This window comes from Rheinheimera sp. A13L (assembly GCF_000217935.1).
Taxonomy (GTDB): Bacteria; Pseudomonadota; Gammaproteobacteria; order Enterobacterales; family Alteromonadaceae; genus Pararheinheimera.
In genome coordinates this window covers 99,945-120,163 of the sequence record NZ_AFHI01000071.1, presented here as the reverse complement: position 1 = coordinate 120,163, position 20,219 = coordinate 99,945, and the positions used below count along the sequence as shown (strand labels likewise).

The window sequence follows — 20,219 nt, the reverse complement described above, 5'->3', positions numbered from 1 at the left end:
CTCCCTTACATCGCCTGAACCCGCAGCTCATCAGAAGAGCGTGCGCGGTGACCAAGCAAGGTGTTGACGTCACTTGTTTTGGGTTTAACCAGTTTGAACTTGCTTAAGTAGTTGTTGAAATTCGTCAGGATCCGGTGCGCTTTTTCGCTTCCGGTAGCCTCAACGTGTTGATGCAACAAGCTACGTAAGTGCTCCTGTAAAATTGGTGTGCTGACATCCAGCGCTTCCACCAGTTCAGGGTTCACCCGCAGGCATAAGTCATCCTGTTCATCTAATAAATAAGCAAAACCGCCTGTCATACCGGCACCAAAGTTCACGCCGGTCTGACCTAAAACCATCACCACACCACCTGTCATATATTCACAGCAGTTATCGCCTGTGCCTTCTACAACCACTATGGCGCCTGAGTTACGCACGGCAAAACGCTCACCAGCACGGCCAGCAGCATAGAAACGGCCACCTGTTGCACCGTATAAACAGGTGTTACCTGCAATAGTGGCGTCGTCTTTGGCGTAGCTGACTCCCTTAGGCGGGAATATGGCAATTTGGCCACCTGTCATGCCTTTACCTACATAGTCGTTGGCATCACCTTGCAGGGATAAATGTAAACCACCGGCGTTCCAGACCCCAAAGCTCTGGCCTGCAGTACCTATGCAGTTAATCACAATAGGGTCGGTAGCCATGCCCTGATTGCCATGATGACGGGCAATAAAACCAGACAATGCAGCACCTACTGAGCGGTCTGTATTGCGGATAGGCACTGTTAAGCGGCCACCGGTTTTATGCACAACCATTTCAGAGCAACGTTTCACCAGTTCCTGGTTTAAGGCGCCATCGTCGAACGGGTCGTTGTTTTGTACGCAGAACAAGGATTTATCTGATTTAACACCAGAGGCCAATAAAATCGGGCTCAAATCTAACTTCAGTTGTTTCTGCGTTTGGCCTTCGCGCACAGACAATAAATCAGTACGACCAATTAACTGTTCAAGCGAAGTGACACCCAGTTCAGCCATCAGCTCACGCACTTCATGGGATAAGAACTTAAAGTAGTTCATTACCATTTCTGGCAAACCGTTAAAGTGATCGCGGCGTAAGGTCTCATCCTGAGTAGCAACACCTGTGGCGCAGTTATTCAGGTGACAAATACGTAAGAATTTGCAGCCTAAAGCCACCATAGGGCCAGTACCAAAACCAAAGCTTTCAGCGCCTAAAATAGCGGCTTTGACGACGTCTAAACCGGTTTTTAAGCCACCGTCCACCTGCAGCCGAACCCGGTCACGTAAACCGTTTTCAACCAGGGCCTGATGCACTTCAGCTAAACCCAGCTCCCATGGAGAACCAGCGTATTTAACTGACGTCAGCGGGCTTGCGCCTGTGCCACCGTCATAACCTGATACGGTAATTAAATCGGCATAAGCTTTAGCCACACCAGTAGCTATAGTACCGACACCAGGTTCTGAAACTAATTTCACTGAAATAAGCGCTTCAGGGTTGACTTGTTTTAAGTCAAATATCAGCTGAGCCAAATCTTCAATTGAATAAATATCGTGATGCGGCGGTGGTGAAATCAGTGTCACACCAGGTACTGAATAACGCAGGCGCGCAATTTCAGCTGTGACTTTTTCACCAGGCAACTGACCGCCTTCACCCGGCTTAGCACCCTGGGCTACTTTGATCTGAATGACTTCAGCATTCACCAGGTAATGAGGTGTAACACCAAAACGACCTGAAGCCACCTGCTTAATTTTGCTGTTTTTCTCAGTACCAAAACGGCGTGGATCTTCACCACCTTCACCTGAGTTAGAACGGCCACCTAAACGGTTCATTGCTATAGCTAAAGCTTCATGAGCTTCAGGGCTTAAAGCACCAATAGACATAGCGGCGCTGTCAAAACGCGGATAGAGCTGCTCAGCAGCCTGCACCTGATCTAAAGCGACAGGAGTGGCATTGGCTTTGTTTAAGCAAAATAAGTCGCGTAAATGCGCTACAGGGCGCTGATTAACGAAGTCGGAATAGACTTTGTAATCGGCATATTTGCCACTGCGCACCGCTTTTTGCAGGCTTTGCACTACATCAGGGTTATAAGCGTGGTATTCGCCATCATGCACATACTTCAGCTGGCCACCGTGATTCAGTGGTTTACGTTTTAACCAGGCACTGTTAGCGCGGATTTGCACGTCTTGCTGGAAGTCGGCAAAGTCGGCACCCTGAATACGCGAAGGTAAATCAGGGAAACACAGCTTCATCACGTTCTGGTTAATACCCACAGCTTCAAAAAGGTTCGAACAGCGATAACTGGCCACTGTCGAAATACCCATTTTTGACATGATTTTGTACAGGCCTTTGTTAATGCCTTTACGGTAATTCAGTACGGCCTGACGGGCAGTTAAATTGATGCTGCCTTTTTCCACCAGCTGTTCGATAGTCTCGTAAGCCAGGAATGGGTAAATACCTGTAGCGCCTAAACCTACCAATACTGCAAAGTGATGTGGGTCACGGGTGGTTGCAGTTTCGATAATAATGTTCGAGTCGCAGCGCAGCTGGTTATCCACTAAAGCGTGATGTACTGCACCCACAGCCATTGCGGCCGGAATAGGGATAAAACCTTGTTCTATGCGACGGTCTGTTAAGATCACCAGCACCACTTTATCTTCACGCACCACACGCACAGCTTCAGCGCATACACGGCGAACAGCGCTTTCCATATCTTCGTCATTTGGGTCGAAGTTCAGGGAAATAATATGGTGTTTGTAGTATTTCTCGTCTGCCGCTTTTAGCTGTTTTAAATCGCTGTACATCATCACAGGCGATTCAAACTGAATACGGCGGGCATAACCTGCTGTTTCACTAAATACGTTGTGTTCACGGCCTATGCTGGTTGCCAGCGACATCACATGAGCTTCACGTAATGGATCTATTGGCGGGTTAGTCACCTGAGCAAACAACTGACGGAAATAGTCGTAGAAAGTACGGGTTTTTTGCGACAACACAGCCATTGGCGTATCGTCACCCATAGAACCTACAGCTTCCTGACCGTCTTTTGCCAGCACAGAAACCACTTGTTCAATTTCTTCATAGCTGTAATTAAACAGCTTATGGAATACCATCATCTGATCGTCAGTGAAGACTCGTTTGCCTATTAAGTCAGTTTCAAACTGCTCGTAAGGCACTAAACGTTGTACGTTAGCTGACAACCATTGACGGTAGGGGTGGCGAACCATTAAATCCTGGTCAATTTCTTCTGAGCGCCAGATTTTTCCTGTCTGCGTATCCACAGCCAGCATTTCGCCCGGGCCAACGCGGCCTTTTTCCTGCACTTCATCAGGTGTGTAATCCCAGATGCCAACTTCAGAAGCCAGCGTGATTAACTTATCTTTGGTAATAACAAAGCGGGCAGGGCGTAAGCCGTTACGATCTAAGTTACAGGCCACATGCTGACCATTGGTCATGACTATACCGGCAGGACCATCCCAGGGCTCCATATGCATGGAGTTAAACTCGTAGAAGGCCTTTAAGTTATCGTCCATCACCTTATTGCCTTGCCATGCTGGTGGTACCAGCAAACGCATAGCACGGAATAAATCCATACCACCGGCCAGCAGCACTTCCAGCATATTATCTAAAGAGCTGGAATCTGACCCCGACTGGCTGACAAAAGGAGCAGCAGTGGGCAAGTCAGGTAATAAAGGCGACGAAAACTTGTATTGACGGGCGCGGGCCCATTGTCTGTTGCCTGTAATGGTATTAATTTCGCCGTTATGCGCTAAAAAGCGGAATGGCTGAGCCAAAGCCCAACGTGGCATAGTGTTAGTAGAGAAACGCTGGTGGAATACGCAAATGGCGGTTTCCATCCGAACGTCTGCCAAGTCCAGATAAAAACGCGGCAAATCTGCCGGCATCATCAGGCCTTTAAATACGGTCACCAGACAAGAAAAACTTGGGATATAAAAATCCGCATCATTGGTCAGCTGCTTTTCGATACGGCGTCTGACCATATAAAGGCGACGCTCTAAATCGTGTTCATTCCAGCCTGGCTGGGCACTGACAAAAGCCTGCTTAATTTGTGGCATAGAAGTGAGAGCTAAATCACCCAGCACAGAGGTATCCGTTGGCATATCACGCCAACCGACCAGAGTCAGTGTCTCACGGGTAATTTCCTGTTCAATAATAGCGCGAGCCAGTTCGGCCTTCACCGGATCCTGACTAAAGAAGAAGATGCCCACCCCATACTTTTTGCCCAAAACCCAGCCTTTCTCCTCTGCAATTGCACGGAAAAAACTATCTGGTTTTTGCATTAACAGGCCACAACCATCACCTGTTTTCCCATCCGCTGAAATTCCACCTCTGTGCTGCATGCGGTCTAAACCGCTGATTGCAGTGCGCACAATACGGTGGCTGGCGACGCCTTCTAAATGAGCGATCAGACCAAAGCCACAGTTCTCTCTTGCCTGACTGTGGTGATACAACGCCATGACTCTTCCTCCAAACCTGTCCTGAAAAATAAATATACCCTTAGTTTCTGAAGCTGCAGCTTTGTTGACGACGTTTTATCACTCGTTATCGCGCTGCAATATCAATTTAACTGGGTAAAAATGTTAGTTTATTGAATTATTATTCTTGTAAGTGGCGTTTTTATCCCTGAAAGAAAACAACAGCTCTGCTTTCAGTCAGTTAGGTGGTCCGCATAGTTGTTTTTATGGCGTTTAGACGTCTATCCATAAATAACCAGTTAGATATACCCAGTTCAGGCGGAAATTGCAAGACCAGTCTGGCGCATTTGTTCTACTATTTTATCTGAGGCACTGAACAGACTGATTTGTAATAAAATTACAGAAAGAAGTGGTTTTTACTGATTTCAAGGCAAAAGGGCGAAAAAAAAGGCCGCTGATGCGACCTTTTTTTGTAATTTACACTATATTTTTATGCGGAACTTATGCGTGATAGCCGTTTGAAACACCTTTGACTGTCACTGCAACTGCGTCATGCGCATGCAGAGATTCATAGTGGTTTACCCGCAGCCAGAAATCATCAAATTCAGACAATTGGTTCAGGGCGTGTTTTAAACGACGGGCTGCATCTTCGCAAAACATCAGGTTTTGACCGTTTAAGCGGGCAAACTCTTGTTCGTCAGCGCGTTTAACTGCAGCCTGAACCGGCGTTTGCAAAGCATCTTCAATAGCGTCTATTAAAGCTATCACAGGGAAGTCAGCCACTTTATTATTCAGCTGTACTTTTATTTCAGCGATGGAGCGCTGACTGTGTGGTGTTGCTACTATGCCCTGAGTGGTGCCTAACCAGTCTTTTACCAGTTCAGCACTCACTTGCTGGTGACCGGCAAACTTAGCGACAAAAGCTTCCTGAATAAGCTGACGGGCTAAAGCTGCAGAGCAAGGGCAAGTGGAAGAGTAAGGTACGTTCACCTTCATCTCTACACCTAATTTTCCGTCTTTTAACTGGCCAGTGATAGTCACAGGGTAGGCTTTCCAGCCTTGTTTTTCTGTGATTAAAGCTTTACGGCGTAAATGCAATTCGAAATCAAACTTTACAAAAGCATGAGTACTTAAGTCTTCGTGACTGCTGATAAATTCGTGCAGCAGTTCGCTTAATGTGGCAAAACTTAAACTGGATTCAATCGACAGCTGATCCAATAACAGATAAAGCCGCGACATATGAATGCCTTTGGCCTTTGGATCTTTTAAGTTCACAAAAGCTTCAACTTTGGCGCTGACCTGGCGTGGTGCTTCGCCTGCCACACTAAACATCAGTGGCAGTTCAATATGGCTCATGCCAACCCAATCCAATACACCTTCAGTGGTGGCGGAAGAATGGTTAGCTACATCTGGCATAGTGGTCGGCATGAATACTCCAATGTCCGTCAAATGCAAGATTTTCTGTCTCCGCCGTTCCTGAAGCCGTAGCATCATTTCGTTGGTTGTATAGAAAACCTTGCTGAAAATTTGGCGCACTTTATACCATATTTTGCTGCGTGGGCCGGTATAAAATATGTGCTCTATAAGCTGATTTTTTTCGAATAGCTTAAGCGAAAAAAGCGAATACCCGACTAAATCTGTCGGATATTCGCTAAATTGGGATGATGGAATGGAAAATCAACTCTTAACGGAGGCTTTTACTTTTCAAAAGTACCTTTTACCAGCGCCTTGCCGTCTTTCACCAATTGACGGCCTTTGGCAAAAACATCACGGATGGTCAAATCACTTTTATGCAAAAGCACTAAGTCTGCGTCCATTCCTGCTGCAATACGGCCTTTTTGCTTCAACCCCAATACTGCTGCTGGTGCTGCAGTAATAGCAGTGATGGCATCAGGTAAAGAGACCCGGTATTCAAGCACTGCCTGGCGGGCGACCTGATATAAAGTTTGTACCTGACCTACCTCAAGCCCAACTAATTCTCCATGGTCGTTATAGACAGGCAAACTGGCATTGCCATCTGAGCTTAATGTCAGATTCATGGCCGGAATACCTGCCTCTAAAGCTCTGGCTAAAGCTGCTGCAGCTGCTACTTCGCCATGTTGTAAGTCGTAGCTGGTGGTGCTGGTGGTAAAATCAATAACACCACCCGCCTTAGCAAACTCAAGACCGGCCTGAAATACAGCTTCATTGCGGTTAATATGAGTAGGGTAGAACTGTGACAGTTTAAGCTCTGTACCTTCAACTGCTTGCCATAGCGGCTGTAATAAAGAATCTCCGCTCCCTACATGCACACTGACCAGGCCAGCTTTGCCTGATAAAATGCCACCCACTTTAGCCGCAGCTGCCACTTTACGAATTTCGTCTTTAGTGGGCTGAGAAGAACGGAAATCGCTGATGGCTATTTCGCCTACTCCAATAAATTTGTCGATCAGGATCAGGTCGTCTGTGATGGAGCCCATTAAAGTCCGGCATGGAATTTCGTAAGAACCTGTATGGCAATAAGTACTGATACCTTCAGTTTCCAACGCATGAGCTTTGGCCAGCAGATTAGTTAAAGTTCTGGTGGTGGCGTCAGTGCCCAAAACGCCAATGGCTGTGGTGACTCCGCCTAAAGTGGCATCTGTTAGCTGCATTTCAGGAGTGCGGCTGGCAAAACCACCTTCACCGCCACCACCAATAAAATGCACTAAAGAATCAACAAAACCCGGCACTAAATAGCAATCGCTGGCATCAATCACTTCGATGGGCAAATTACTGCTGCCGGTATCAAAACCAGGCTGCAAAGCTGCGATCTGTGAACCTGCTACTAAAAGATCCATTGTGCCCAAATCCACAGGGCTTATCAGATGGGCATTTTTAAATAGTTTTACTGTGCTCATTTTATGTCCTTATTGATATCCAATGGCTACTGCTACCAGTATTGCTGTACTTGCAAGCGCAAAAAGCCAAAGCTGCAAGCGCCAGGCAAACTTTGCCCATAACATCCAGTCAACCCGCACTACCCCTAAACAACCAATTAAAGAAGCTGATGTAGGCACTATGCAGTTGGTTAAACCATCACCCAGTTGAAAGGCCAAAACGGCAATCTGCCGAGATACACCCACTAAATCGGCCAAAGGGGCGACCAGAGGCATAGTTAAAGCAGCCTGACCTGAACCTGAGGTGACAAAGAAGTTAAATACCGATTGGAAAATCAACATAAACCAGGCAGAAACATAAGCTGAAAAACCATCAAAGCTACTGCCGGCATAATGCAGTAAAGTATTAAGTATTGAAGGTTCTGTTGCATCGTCTCCCCCTAAAAGCAGCACTATGCCTTTGGCCATACCTACTATCATGGCGGCAGGTAATAACTCAGCTGCGCCGTGTTTAAAGGCATCAGCTGATTCGTTCACCGTCAGTCGTTTGCCAATTACAGCCAATATGGCTGTGGCGACACCCAATGCAAAAAACTGAGTGGCAATTTCAGGAATATAATATCCCCTGGCTACTACACCCCAAATTACCCAGATAATGCCTGCAACAAAGAGCAATAAAATAGCGGCGTCTAAGGTACCGAAGCTACTGCTTTGTTGTTCCTGCTGCACAGCCCGCAGTTTTTGATCTGAAGCAAAGCTGACAGAAAGTTCGGGGTTCTTTTTAATTTTCGCGGCATAACGCATGGTAAAAATAATGCCAAACAAGGTGAACACTGCCCAAAGCGCAATACGATAATCAGCCCCTGACATAGGGGGCAATCCAGCTATACCCTGAGCTATAGACACACTGAATGGGTTCATCCAGGAGGTGGCAAAACCAATTTGGGTCGCTATATAAGTAACCAGTACAGTGGTAATAGCGTCGTAACCTAAAGCCAGCATTAAAGGTAATAAAACGATACAAAAGGCGATGGCTTCTTCACCCATGCCAAAGACAGCACCACCTAAAGAAAACAGAAAAAACATCAAAGGTATAAACAAAAAGTCTATGTCTTTGGTTTTTGCTATTAAAGCCAGAATGCCATTATTCACAGCTCCCGTTTTCATAATGATGCCAAAGGCACCACCTGTCAGCAGAATAAAGGCAATAACCCCTATAGCTGCGCCCATTTTGTCGCCTGAAACCATACCCTCAAAGGCATAGTTCAGAAAGCCAACTTCACCTCCTTCGCCAAACAAAGGCACTGCTTTATTTTGTTCAGCCGCCAGTTGAAAACTATTTGGGTCAATACGTGCTTTAACCGTTTCACCTGCTGCATTTACTGTTTCCGGTAACATCTGAAAGTAACCAGCCGGAATAAGGTGAGATGCAATAGCTGCCGCTATCATCACAAAAAAAAGTATGACAAAAGCGTCCGGCATGCTGACCGGTTTTTTGCTTGTAACTTGCATGAGATTTACCTGTTAAATGCAGCCGGGCTAAAAGCCCGGCTAATTATTCGCCGCCATCCATGGCGTTCTAAGGCCTGTGGGCCATTGTCGCGTTGCTCCGATGTCAGAACTTGTGGCTTAGTGCAATACGGAAGCTGCGGCCTAAAGCATCATGATTAATAGAGTCAAAACCACGGCTTGAACCATAAGCTGCTGGTGGATCCCGATCAAGCAGATTGTCGATATTAAAGCTGATTGTGGTTTGGGCAAAATCATATCCCAGATTCATACGCCAGGTAGTCCAGGATGAGACCTGACGGGTACCTTCTGCGTTTAAGACGCCAAGATCATCAAGTTCTGAAAGCTCTCTGCGGCGCAAGCCGGAGATATCATCTTCATAAGAATCCGTGTAGTTTGCCGAAATACTGCTGAAGAAGTCACCTTTGGACCAGCTAAAACGCACGCCAGCTACGGTTTCAGGGTAACGCCAGCTGCCAATCAGCTCTTCAATTTCATCTGAACCTGCTTTGTTGCGTTCAAAAGATAAATAACGAGTGGCATCCAGGCTCAGGCCAAAGGTTCCAATTTCAGTATTAAACCTGTGATCGTAGGCCAGATCGATACCACTGACAGTTTGTTCACCGGTATTATCCAGTAACAGTACATGGTCACGATAGAGCGGCAATTCCTTATACAGTGGGTTATCTAAAGTAACCCATTCATCCAGTATTTCAGCCATATTGGCGCCGTCTTGCGTTATATTAAGGCCCGCGTTGTCCGTAACATCACAAAGCTCTTCATCAAAAGAAATACCCTGGGCACCTGCTGGCACCAATCCACAATGGCGTAAAGAAGCATCCCCAATAGCGCGGGCCAGAACACCTGTCATATTGGTATCGACCAGATTTTCATGCTCAAAGCGCCAGTAATCCACTGTTAAAGTACTGTCTTCTGTCAGGCTTAAAGCAAAACCTAAACTGATGGAGTCTGATTCTTCAGCCTGCAGTTGTGGGTTCCCCAACTCCAGTACGTTGTTGCCGCTGCGCTCATCACCAAAACCTTCGCAGAATAAATCTGCAACAGCCTGGTTGGCGCCACAATCAAAACTTGCTGTGGTGGTTCTTAGTTTTACTCCAGCCTGAGTTAAGGAAGGTGCTCGGAATGACGTAGCGTAAGAGGCTCTGACAATCAGTTCTTCTATAGGGCGATAACTAAAGCCAATTTTAGGGTTAAATGTACTGCCAAAATCGTCAAAATGATCATAACGTGCCGCCAGTTGCATATCTAAAGTACTGGCCAGCGGTACGTTAAATTCTGAAAACGCAGCCCATTGGGTACGTTCTGCTGCAGACAGACTGGAACCAAAACCAAATACATCAACCAGATAACCATTTTCAGCACGTGCTACAGCATTGTCAGACGGTGTGTCGGTAATTTTTTCTTTACGAACTTCCAGGCCAAAAGCAGAGCTAATGACGCCATCGTTAAATTCCATCAAATCGCCGTTAAAACGCGCATCCCAGCCGACCACAGTGCTTTTACCTTTGCGGCTTGGCATTTCCTGAGCCAAAGCTAACAAGGTATCGTTGTTGCTGTCATTTTGCAGGAAAGGGTTATACATAGCGCCTAAAGAGCCGCTGCTGCAACTTAAGCTGTCGTTATCAGCGTCGTAGCTGGCGATGCTGCCATTGGAGCAAAGTTCTCCTGCTAAAGCTGCATGATATTTATATCTGTTATAAATACCCTGAGTGGCCAACTGATCAGATTTTGATTCAGAGTAGATTACGGCTGACTCCCAGCCCCAATCGCCGATAGAACCAGACAAAGCACTGACTAAACGCAAAGCATCAGTTTCTACTTCTACTGTACGAGGTGTGCCAAAACGGGCATCAAAAGCAAAACCACGAAGCTCGCGGCCAGCCAGTGTTTCAAAGCGGGATATCCTTAACTGGTCGAGTAACTCGTCACGGATGGCCGGTTCAAAAACATCCAGAGCGCTTTCGTCAACATAAGGGCCTTCACTGTCATCCAGTTTGTTAATTGGCGCCGGGCTTGAGATGGCCACTGATTTGGTATTGCTGAAAAATACATCTGTATTCCAGCTGATATCGCCAAAATCTTTTTGGAAAATAGCGCCAGTGGAGTAACTGGTTAAATCTGAGTTCAGTTGGTCATCTTCATTGGGGTAATAAGCGCAAATTTCTTCACCAAACTCTGTGGTTACAAGTGCTGTCGCACAGCCGGGCGTGGCCAGTTCATCACCTGAACGTACTGAGCGGTAATAAATATTAGGTGTGTTTTTTGGCAGATAGGAGTATGAGCTTTGCAAGAGTGGAGAGCGGGTAAAATCTCTGTCCTGAGCACTAAAGGCATTACGGTCAAAATAATCCGCGAATACAGTCAACTGACCACCAGCTACTTGTTGACCAACTACCAGATTCAGGTTACGGCGGCTCTCATCGCTGGACGCCATGCTGTCACCATAAGAGGCATTAAGCTCCACGCCTTCGTAATCTTTTTTCAGTATGTAGTTAATAACACCAGCTACGGCGTCGGCACCATAAACGGCCGATGCGCCTGTGGCTAATACTTCAATACGCTCTACAGCAGCTAAAGGAATGCTGTTAACGTCAACAAAGTTCTGAGTGCCAGCGGCAAAAGAGCTGGCTGCAACACGACGCCCGTTAATCAGTGTCAAAGTAGAAGCCGGGCCTAAACCACGCAATGATGCTGCAGCCTGACCTGCTGGTGTTGAAGTTGAGGTAGCGCCACTTTCAGAGGTAGAAAAAGTGCCTTCGCCGCCTCTCAATTGGCCTACGTCTTTCAATAAATCAAAAATAGTATTAGCGCCGGATTTCTTAATATCGTCGCTGCTGATCACGACCAGTGGCTGAGCGCCCTCTAAATCAACCCCCTTGAGGCGGGAGCCTGTAACTTCGATTTTTTCTATTGAATCGTTTTCTGTTGTAGTTTCAGTTTGAGCAGATACGGAAAAGCAGCAAGCCGCAATGGCCAGCGAAAGCATAGATGGTTTAAACATTTTTTTATTACCTGTTGCTTCATTACAGCACTGTCTGCTCTGGCAACCGGGTTGCAGAGTGATTTTCAGCAGGCTGTTAGTTGTTATGGTTTAGTTTTAAATAGCAAACACCCAGCAGTGAGCTGGTGGTTTGGCTACTCGTTAAACCACTCCGACAGGTAGTAGGACGAGTAGTAATATGTAGAGAGCGATACCGCTTTTTTTAGCATATTACTTTGCAGATGAATAAATTCAGATGGCTTTAAGATTTAACCGCTCTGTCATCTTCTGTCAATCATTCTTCGTCAGTAAAACTGATGTTTGGTTAAAAAATGCTCACAATCATGGGTCTTTACCTGTTTTAGCTCTGTAGAGGACAAAATTTAGCAGGACAAAAAGCTGCAGGATCTGGCAGACTTGCTGGACTAAAACAACACTATGTATCGGGTAGCTTGCCCCTTGTTGTGACGAATTGATTTTCAAAGGCAGATAATGCAGCAAAGTGTTCACCCGCTAGTCCGGCGTTTAGCCGGGTTTTTAACTCAATGGGGCTGGTTACAGTGTTTTTGCCTGTGCTTTATCCTGTTGCAGGCGCTGACAGGTGTAATGACAGGCCTGTACAGTCTGTTGATCCACGATATGGTGCTTTGGTCCATGGTTCTGGGCGCTTTACTGTTTTCTGCTTCTGTAACTCCTGCCTTTTTGTTAAGCAGTTTTTATCTGGTTCGGCATTTAGACGAGGCGTTGTTTTATTTACAGGATTCTATCCGGCAAGAAAAACTACTGAACCAGAACATGCAGGAAACCATTCGTCAGCTGAACTTTGAAATTGAAGAGCGGAAAAAAGCTTTTCAGGCCAAACGCCGCGCTGTGGACGAATTACGCCGTGAAATTACTGAACGCCGTAAAACTCAGCAAGAGCTGGAAGAACAAAGTTTATTAATCCGCTCTATAGTGGACAGCTCGCCTGACTTATTTTATTACCGTGACGAAACCGGCCGTTTTGTCAGCTGTAATAAGATGTTTGAAGTCATTATGGGTAAATCCGCCAAAGAGTTGATAGGTCATTATCCGGCAGAACTCTATGACGCTGAATCAACCCCTATAGCTATCCTGACGGATCAGGAAATTTCTGCCAGTCGGGTAGAGCTGACATTGGATGTGGATTATCAAACCCCTGATGGCCGCATGTTATGGTTTGAAATGCGCAAAGTACCATTTTTTGATAAACAAGGCCGTTATATAGGTTTGCTTGGTTTTGGCCGGGATATCACCTCCCGTAAACTGGCTGAACAGGCACTGGAAAAAGCTTATCAGGACAAAGGCAAGTTTATTGCTACCTTAAGTCATGAACTGCGTACGCCGCTCAACGGTATTGTAGGTTTAACAAGGCGTTTGTTGGAGAGTCCGTTATCCACAGAGCAGCGCAGCTGGAGCAATACTATCTTCAGCAGTGCAGAAACCTTAGGTAATATTTTTAACGATATTATCGACTTAGATAAAATAGATCGTCAGGATTTGGATATTGTTTATCAGTCTGTGCCACTGAATGATTTTGTCCACGATATTTGTAATTTTGCCCACTTAATCTGTCAGCAAAAAGGCCTGTTGTTTATTGAGCCTGCAGCTCTGCCAGGCCAGCTTTATGTCCGTTTGGATCCAACCCGGGTTCGGCAAGTGTTATGGAATCTAATTAATAATGCAGTGAAATTTACCGCCCGTGGTTCTGTGCAACTGGAGGTTTCATTAACTACTGATGATCCGGCTAAGCTTTGTTTTAGTGTCACAGATACAGGCATAGGTATAGCTGAGGCTGAACAGCAGCGTATTTTTGATATGTACTATAAATCCAGCGACGGCAGGCGTTTAAGTATAGTGGGCTCAGGCATAGGTTTATCTGTGTCCCGTGCTTTAGTTGAAGCTATGTCCGGTCAGATTAAACTGAGCAGTGTGCAAGGTCAGGGCAGTACTTTTAGCATGTCTTTACCTGCTCAACTGACATCAGCGCCAGTTGCCGTGCCGCAGGCTATGTATCCGGCTTTAACTATATTGCTGGTAGAGGATGTGCCTTTAAATGCTGAAATTGCCACTAATTTGCTGGAGCAGCGTGGTCATCAGGTCATTCTGGCAGAAACTGGCGAAGATGCTATGGCTTTGCTTGAAACCGAAGATGATATAGATCTGGTGCTGCTGGATATGCAATTACCTGATATGTCAGGTGATCAGGTGGCGCGTTTTATCCGCTCTGAACCCGCTTTAGCCAGACTGCCGGTGGTGGTATTAAGTGCTAATGTGCGTAAAGCCGAGCAACAGTTGCAAGACGTGCGGGTGGATGGCTCTTTAGCTAAACCCATTAATACCAATAAGCTGGACCAAATTTTACATCAGCTGTTTGGCGCTCCTGCACCTAAAGAAATCACCGCTGAAAAAGCTCATGACCAGCAAATTCTTGATCAACAAACCCTGGACGACTATCTGCAATCTTTAGGTAAAAAGACCATGTTACGCAGTGTGCAGTTATTTACTCAATTGTTGCCTGGTTATGTGAATAAAATGATGGAGACTGCTGTGCAGCAGGATGTCACAGAGTTTCAGGAGGCGGCTCATAAACTAAAAGGGGCTGCAGCTTCGGTAGGACTATTGTGGGTGCAACATCAGGCAAAACTACTGGAACAAAGTACTGAACTGCAAGGTATGGAAAATCAGTTGATCAATTTCCATATAACAATAGAGCGGCACCTGGCCGCTCTGGAGGAATATATAGAAAGCTGGACTTAATCCGTTTGTTTCTATTTGAATTTTAGAGGGGCGGGGATAAACCCTATCCGGCATCGGATTGGAATTTGAGACGGGCGGGTACAAGACCCGCCCCTACAGGATTATTTTTCCAGTTTACCTACAAAGCGGTAACCTTCACCGTGAATGGTGCTGATTAACTCCGGGCTATCCACGTCGGACTCAAAATGCTTACGGATACGGCGAATGGTTACATCCACAGTTCTGTCGTTTGCTCTGAGTTCGCGGCCTGTCATATGGCGGATCAGTTGTTCACGGGTGAAAATTTTACCCGGGCTGTCCAGCATTAAACGTAAGGCACGGTATTCACCTTTAGGTAAACGGCGTGACACACCTTCAGGAGATGTCAGGTTGCGGCTGTTTTCATCCAATACCCAACCATTAAATTTCACCACACTTTTATGCTCTTCCACTACTGGTTGAGAGACTGTGCGGTTTAACAGGTTGCGGGCACGAATTGTCAGTTCACGTGGGTTAAAAGGCTTGGTCAGATAATCATCTGCACCAATTTCCAGGCCTAAAATGCGATCGACTTCACTGTCACGTCCGGTCAGAAAAATCAGACCTACATTTTCTTTCTGGCGTAATTCACGGGCAAGGATCAAGCCGTTTTTGCCAGGCAGATTGATATCCATAACAATCAAATTGACTTTGTGTTCGGACAGTTTCTGGTTCATTTCTTCACCATTCACTGCTTCAACCACATCATAGCCTTCGCCTTCAAACAGGCTGACCAGATTCAGTCGTGTTACTTCTTCATCTTCAACAATCAGAATAACAGGGGTCTGCATTATGCTTAAACCTTATGTGAACGTAGTTAAGTATTTGATTTGTATATTTTTAGAAAGAAAGTGACCCATGGTCATTGTCTGAGCAATTATATAGACCACAGATTTTGTTAACAAGTTTATTTGTTAACAATTAGCCGAAGCTAAATTAAGTGGTTGAAAAATATATTGTTGTTATAGAACCTGTTGACGTTTCAGGGGTGTTTTTGCAGCAGTCTGGCCGGTTTTTATGCAAGGCAGCGCGAGTGCAGTGCAGTTAATCTACATAAACGAGTGCTAACGCAGCAGAAAGGCCGGCCAGGCGCTGCCCTTCGGGTTCGTCTGGCGGCGCCCTGAGCTTTGTTGCCTACATGGATGTAGGTAAGGGGCGTGAGCAGGAGCGGAAGCTTCACTCGTCACTCATTTAGAATAACTAAACTTCGCTCCTCCTTTCGCGCTCAAAGCGGCGCCAGAACGAACAAAATTTAATCTCGAAACGTCAACACGTTCTAGCATTTATCTTATTTAGGGATCACAGGGAAGTCGATTTGAATGTCGATACCATGATCCAAAGAGCTTTCCAGCTGAATTTTTCCGTTTAAAGCCTGTGTCACCAGGTTATAAACCAGATGCATACCTAAACCGCTGCCACCTTCGCCTCTTTTTGTAGTGACAAAAGGGTCAAAAATACGCTTTTTAATATTCTCGGGTACACCAGCACCATTATCCTGATAATGCAGGTAACAACGGCTATTGGCCAGAGTCACACTGATGGTCATAGTGCCTTGTTCTTTGTTTTCAAAGGCATGGATCAGGCTATTCATAATAAGATTAATCAGGATCTGGCTGATAGGACCTGGTTTACTTTCCAGCTCCAGTTTTTCATCACAATTAAGTATCACCTGATGCTGAGTTTTTTTCAGGTTAGGCCGCAGTGACAACAGCACTTCATTGAGCAACTGATACATATTAAAGTATCTTCTGTTGTCGTTGGATTGATCCACAGCCACTTGCTTAAAGCTACGGATAAGGTTAGCTGCCCGTTCAAGATTTCGGTAAATAATGCCAAGGTTTTCAGCGCTGTCACCAAGAAATTTTGCCAGTTGATTTGAGGTTAACTTCTTATCGTCAAAAGCTTTTTGTATCTCCGCTAGCTTGTCCTGCATTAAAGTTGAAGCTGTAACTCCAAGTCCTATAGGCGTATTTACTTCATGGGCTACACCAGCCACCATTTGGCCTAAACTGGCCATTTTTTCAGTTTCAACAATTTGATTCTGATACTGGTGCAGAGTGGATAAAGTGTTTAATAAATCCTGATTTGAAGTTTTCAGTGCCAGGGTTCTGTCATTAATTTTTTGTTCTAAATCCTGGTTCAGCTGACGTATTTCACTTTCGGCGCTGCGCAGTTTGGTCATTTGCTGCTCAGTTCTATCCAGCATAGTGTTGATCGCCCTGCCCAGATTATGAAACTCAACTATTTCCATAGAAGGTACACGGATTTGATAATCTTTTTCTTTGGAAATTTTTTGTACTAAAGCCAGCAAGCTGTACAAGGGTTTGGTAAAACGCCGTTGTAATCTGTTGGCAATAATAAAAGCACCTATTAAAGAGCAGAGGGCAATTAAAATATCGAATAACACTCTGTTTTGAACATAGCGGCTCAGTTCATCCAAACTGGCACGCATATAGACATAACCTATTAATTTACCGTCAGACTCTATTTTTTTGGTCAGTTCCATGACCCCATCGCCTATGGTGGCGTTTTGGTACTGTTCTACTTTGTTGAACTGGGTAGGATAGGGGCCAACGTCTCTTCTGTTGTAACTGGCAAAAAAGCTCAGCTCGCCGTTTTCCTGAACTTTATAAATATGAATATTGTGCAGTCTGGATTCGGCGGCAAAAGACGCGATACGTTTGTCTTCTACTTCTGAATCATCTGTTTCGATAGAGCCTACAGCGTTAAAGGCAATGATGGCGGCGTAAGAGTGCAGTTGTTCAGACAGGTTTTTCTTTTCAGCTTTCACATCTTGTAAGGTGGCAATGGTCAGGGACACACACAGAGTGATACTGCAAATCAGCATCACAACCCAGATCAGTGCGCTTTTAATTGAACTCACTTTTAACGCTGGGCCCATTAATCCTTCCGTCATCCGTCAATCTTCTTTCAAAGCTATAATATTGAAGTTACACGCATTTGCAAACTTTCACCAGTAACAGCAGCTAATCCCCTGACAAAAAATAAAAACAGGTTTATAGTTGACGCACTTGTGGCGATGAGGACAAACCATGGACTTATGGGATAACTACAAAACGAGTGTTTTTTTGTGCCATCAACCCCTTGGTGATCAAATTAACTTTGCTATTATCAGTGCCCAAAATCCTTGTGGCCATCTGCAAAATCCTTCCAGAAATCTATTACTTGATAATCACTTTGCCAACACCCTCGACAGCATGAATGTGCCTTACCGCGAAATTGTCGGTTGTTCACCAGATTTAAGTTTTCAGGAAAAAAGCTGGGCTGTGCTTTGTGATAAAACCAAAGCCATTAAGCTGGCTATTATGTTTGAACAAAATGCGATTTATTGGGTAGAGCAGGGCAAGTTATTTTTGGTTCCGGCGCTGTTGCAACAAGCCGAAGAGTATTTAGGCGAGTTTAATCCACGTCAGATTATAGTGGGACAATAAGCAAAATTAGTTTCTCAGTACTTGCAGTATGGGTTCTATTTTTTGACCTAAAGCGTACTCCAGCTTCAGGCGCTTCAGCTTTTGTTTATGGGCTTCGTCTTCGTCGGCAGGTACAGTTAAAAATTCTTTAAAATCAGCGGCGCAGATACATAACATGGCGGGTTTTGCCATGTTCTCCAACTGACCAAGACGATAGATCTGATGAGGACAGGCCTGGGTTCTCTCCGGCGACTGAATACAGTTTGCCAAAGCGCCGGTGCTGAAGGTTAATCCAGCCAGAACAACCAAAACCAGTCTCATCAGCAGATCCTTTTATTTGCGGTCTCTTTTACAATAATAAACCACAAAACCATCGCGACGACCAAGCTCTTTTACCTGCCCAAAAATTTCGGTCAGCTGAGCCACATAGGGTAAATGCACGTTTGCTACTAAAGTTAATGTGCCACCTGGCTTTAATTCATTAAAGGCGTCACGGAAAAACTGCTCACTGATGTGATAGTCCGTTTTTAAGCCTGTATGGAAAGGTGGGTTGCTGACAATATGGTCGTAGGCGGCGCTGCGTGACGGAATACCATCAGCTGCAATAGCTTCGCCTGGCAACTTATTTGCCTTTAAAGTAGCTGCTGTGGAGCTGACTGCCAAAGTACTGATATCAGAAGCTGTCAGTTTAATTTCCGGATGCCTTTTCACTAAAAATGCACCTATAAAACCTGCACCACAAGCAAAATCCAACACTTTACCTTGCTGAATATGGCCCAAATGTTCCAGCAATAAGTTAGTGCCTAAATCCAGTTTGCCGTGGTTAAACACGCCAGGCAGAGAGCATAGTTTTAAGCTGATACCAGCTTTTTCGATACTAAACTCGTTAAACTCCGCGGTTTTTAACTCGCTTTGTAATAAACCATCCAGCTCAAACCATAAGCAGTGTTTGGCATTGTCGTGTTTAAAAGCTTTTAAGCCGAGTTTTTCTGCCTGATTACCTAAGCTTTTAATACCACCTTTGTTATCCCCAACCAGATAAACTTCGGTTTTATCATTCAGTACTGTTTTAATTTGAGCTAAAGAGCTTTGCAGCTGATCTTTGCTTTTAGGGTAAAACAGCACCACTTTGTCTACTGTTAAATCAGCAGGTAAAGCGTCACCCAAATAACAAGGGCTTTTACTTTGCTGCTGCCAGTTATTCGCCACAGCTATGTTGGAGGTTAAACAAAACAGCTCCAGCTCTGGCGCTTTTTGTTTTAACTCTGCCGCCAGACGGTCGGTCATAGGTTCTACCAGCAGCACTTTGCCTGATAAAAAATCAATATTGCGCAGCAACAGCTGACTGGTATTGTCCAACATATTAATCAACCTTCTTAAACATCAGATCCCAAACACCATGGCCTAAATTAACACCACGGTTTTCGAATTTAGTCAGAGGTCTGTGATCAGGGCGAGGCACATAGTCATTGGTTTCTGACAGGTTGCTGTAACCTTCGGCAACTTTCATCACTTCCAGCATATGTTCAGCGTAGTTTTCCCAGTCGGTTGCCATATGAAATACACCACCGACTTTTAACTTACGGCGTAATAACTGGGCAAACTCTGCCTGCACTATACGTCTTTTATGGTGACGCTTTTTATGCCATGGATCAGGGAAAAACAGCTGTACTGTGCTTAAGCTGTTGTCTGCAATAGAGTCGTTTAAAATTTCGATAGCATCGTGTTCAAATACCCGCAGGTTTTTCACGCCTTCAGTTTCGGCTTCACCTAAACAAGCACCTACACCTGGTTTATGTACTTCGATACCAATAAAGTCTTTATCCGGCGCTGCTTTGGCCATTTGCACCAAAGATTTGCCCATACCAAAACCAATTTCGAGTACTAGGTCGGCTTCACGGCCAAAGACTGCTTTCATATCGTAAGGCGTGGCCTGATGTTCAAGCCCCATAGTTGGCCAGAATAAATCTAAACTACGCTGCTGGCCTTTGGTCAGACGACCTTCCCTTAAAACAAAGCTACGGATACGGCGCAGGTATTTGTTTTCCTGAAGCTCTTGGTCCTGTGGCTCTGTGTTTGGTTGTTCCGGGTGGGTCATCTTGGTCTCCAAAAAATGTGATGCAGCTTGTTTTTATAGCGCTGCGAATGCGGCGCACATTATCCTTGTTCTGCCGCTAATGCTCAACCGCTAATC

12 protein-coding genes are annotated in these 20,219 nt (G+C 45.3%); 2 read left to right on the top strand and 10 right to left on the bottom strand.

The window, feature by feature from the left end:
• Window positions 1-5: 5 nt before the first annotated feature.
• The 5 genes from gltB to RHEIN_RS19320 all read right to left on the bottom strand — a co-directional run bounded on the left by gltB (window position 6) and on the right by RHEIN_RS19320 (window position 11,819).
• Window positions 6-4,472, bottom strand: a complete 4,467-nt coding sequence (gltB, locus tag RHEIN_RS19340) for a glutamate synthase large subunit (protein WP_008900674.1) — start codon at window positions 4,470-4,472, stop codon at window positions 6-8.
• Window positions 4,473-4,931: 459 nt separating this feature from the next.
• Window positions 4,932-5,858 carry a GTP cyclohydrolase FolE2 gene (gene folE2, locus RHEIN_RS19335; protein WP_008900673.1) on the bottom strand — a complete coding sequence of 309 codons (927 nt, stop codon included), beginning with the start codon at window positions 5,856-5,858 and terminating at the stop codon, window positions 4,932-4,934.
• Between the two features lie 269 nt (window positions 5,859-6,127).
• Entirely contained in the window at window positions 6,128-7,309 is a 1,182-nt protein-coding gene (iadA, locus tag RHEIN_RS19330; protein ID WP_008900672.1) for a beta-aspartyl-peptidase, read from the bottom strand.
• 9 nt (window positions 7,310-7,318) lie between these two features.
• Window positions 7,319-8,800 (bottom strand): putative basic amino acid antiporter YfcC, encoded by a 1,482-nt coding sequence (gene yfcC, locus RHEIN_RS19325; RefSeq protein WP_008900671.1) that lies wholly within the window; start codon window positions 8,798-8,800, stop codon window positions 7,319-7,321.
• A 103-nt stretch (window positions 8,801-8,903) separates the two neighbouring features.
• Complete coding sequence (locus RHEIN_RS19320; protein ID WP_008900670.1) at window positions 8,904-11,819, bottom strand: TonB-dependent receptor plug domain-containing protein; 2,916 nt, start codon at window positions 11,817-11,819, stop codon at window positions 8,904-8,906.
• A gap of 471 nt (window positions 11,820-12,290) precedes the next feature.
• Here RHEIN_RS19320 and RHEIN_RS19315 point away from each other — a divergent pair, with 471 nt between their 5' ends.
• Window positions 12,291-14,576 carry an ATP-binding protein gene (locus RHEIN_RS19315; RefSeq protein WP_008900669.1) on the top strand — a complete coding sequence of 762 codons (2,286 nt, stop codon included), beginning with the start codon at window positions 12,291-12,293 and terminating at the stop codon, window positions 14,574-14,576.
• Window positions 14,577-14,677: 101 nt separating this feature from the next.
• Here RHEIN_RS19315 and arcA read toward each other — a convergent pair whose 3' ends face one another.
• Window positions 14,678-15,385, bottom strand: a complete 708-nt coding sequence (gene arcA, locus RHEIN_RS19310) for a two-component system response regulator ArcA (RefSeq protein ID WP_008900668.1) — start codon at window positions 15,383-15,385, stop codon at window positions 14,678-14,680.
• A gap of 497 nt (window positions 15,386-15,882) precedes the next feature.
• Window positions 15,883-17,511, bottom strand: a complete 1,629-nt coding sequence (locus RHEIN_RS19305; RefSeq protein WP_192826717.1) for an ATP-binding protein — start codon at window positions 17,509-17,511, stop codon at window positions 15,883-15,885.
• A 136-nt stretch (window positions 17,512-17,647) separates the two neighbouring features.
• Here RHEIN_RS19305 and RHEIN_RS19300 point away from each other — a divergent pair, with 136 nt between their 5' ends.
• On the top strand, window positions 17,648-18,046 hold the full coding sequence (locus tag RHEIN_RS19300) for a DUF3293 domain-containing protein (RefSeq protein WP_008900666.1): 399 nt from the start codon (window positions 17,648-17,650) through the stop codon (window positions 18,044-18,046).
• Between the two features lie 6 nt (window positions 18,047-18,052).
• Here RHEIN_RS19300 and RHEIN_RS19295 read toward each other — a convergent pair whose 3' ends face one another.
• From RHEIN_RS19295 to trmB, 3 genes are read right to left on the bottom strand one after another with little or no spacing between them, the layout of a single operon-like run.
• On the bottom strand, window positions 18,053-18,346 hold the full coding sequence (locus tag RHEIN_RS19295; protein WP_008900665.1) for a hypothetical protein: 294 nt from the start codon (window positions 18,344-18,346) through the stop codon (window positions 18,053-18,055).
• 12 nt (window positions 18,347-18,358) lie between these two features.
• On the bottom strand, window positions 18,359-19,387 hold the full coding sequence (locus RHEIN_RS19290; RefSeq protein ID WP_008900664.1) for a class I SAM-dependent methyltransferase: 1,029 nt from the start codon (window positions 19,385-19,387) through the stop codon (window positions 18,359-18,361).
• 1 nt (window position 19,388) lies between these two features.
• Entirely contained in the window at window positions 19,389-20,123 is a 735-nt protein-coding gene (trmB, locus tag RHEIN_RS19285) for a tRNA (guanosine(46)-N7)-methyltransferase TrmB (protein ID WP_008900663.1), read from the bottom strand.
• Window positions 20,124-20,219: the final 96 nt, after the last annotated feature.

Bases quoted from the DNA above. Each gene is read 5' to 3' on its own strand.
- yfcC (WP_008900671.1), bottom strand. From the start codon at position 8,800: ATGCAAGTTACAAGCAAAAAACCGGTCAGCATGCCGGACGCTTTTGTC.
- RHEIN_RS19300 (WP_008900666.1), top strand. From the start codon at position 17,648: ATGGACTTATGGGATAACTACAAAACGAGTGTTTTTTTGTGCCATCAA.
- arcA (WP_008900668.1), bottom strand. From the start codon at position 15,385: ATGCAGACCCCTGTTATTCTGATTGTTGAAGATGAAGAAGTAACACGA.
- RHEIN_RS19305 (WP_192826717.1), bottom strand. From the start codon at position 17,511: ATGACGGAAGGATTAATGGGCCCAGCGTTAAAAGTGAGTTCAATTAAA.
- trmB (WP_008900663.1), bottom strand. From the start codon at position 20,123: ATGACCCACCCGGAACAACCAAACACAGAGCCACAGGACCAAGAGCTT.
- gltB (WP_008900674.1), bottom strand. From the start codon at position 4,472: ATGGCGTTGTATCACCACAGTCAGGCAAGAGAGAACTGTGGCTTTGGT.
- RHEIN_RS19315 (WP_008900669.1), top strand. From the start codon at position 12,291: ATGCAGCAAAGTGTTCACCCGCTAGTCCGGCGTTTAGCCGGGTTTTTA.
- RHEIN_RS19320 (WP_008900670.1), bottom strand. From the start codon at position 11,819: ATGTTTAAACCATCTATGCTTTCGCTGGCCATTGCGGCTTGCTGCTTT.
- iadA (WP_008900672.1), bottom strand. From the start codon at position 7,309: ATGAGCACAGTAAAACTATTTAAAAATGCCCATCTGATAAGCCCTGTG.
- RHEIN_RS19295 (WP_008900665.1), bottom strand. From the start codon at position 18,346: ATGAGACTGGTTTTGGTTGTTCTGGCTGGATTAACCTTCAGCACCGGC.
- RHEIN_RS19290 (WP_008900664.1), bottom strand. From the start codon at position 19,387: ATGTTGGACAATACCAGTCAGCTGTTGCTGCGCAATATTGATTTTTTA.
- folE2 (WP_008900673.1), bottom strand. From the start codon at position 5,858: ATGCCGACCACTATGCCAGATGTAGCTAACCATTCTTCCGCCACCACT.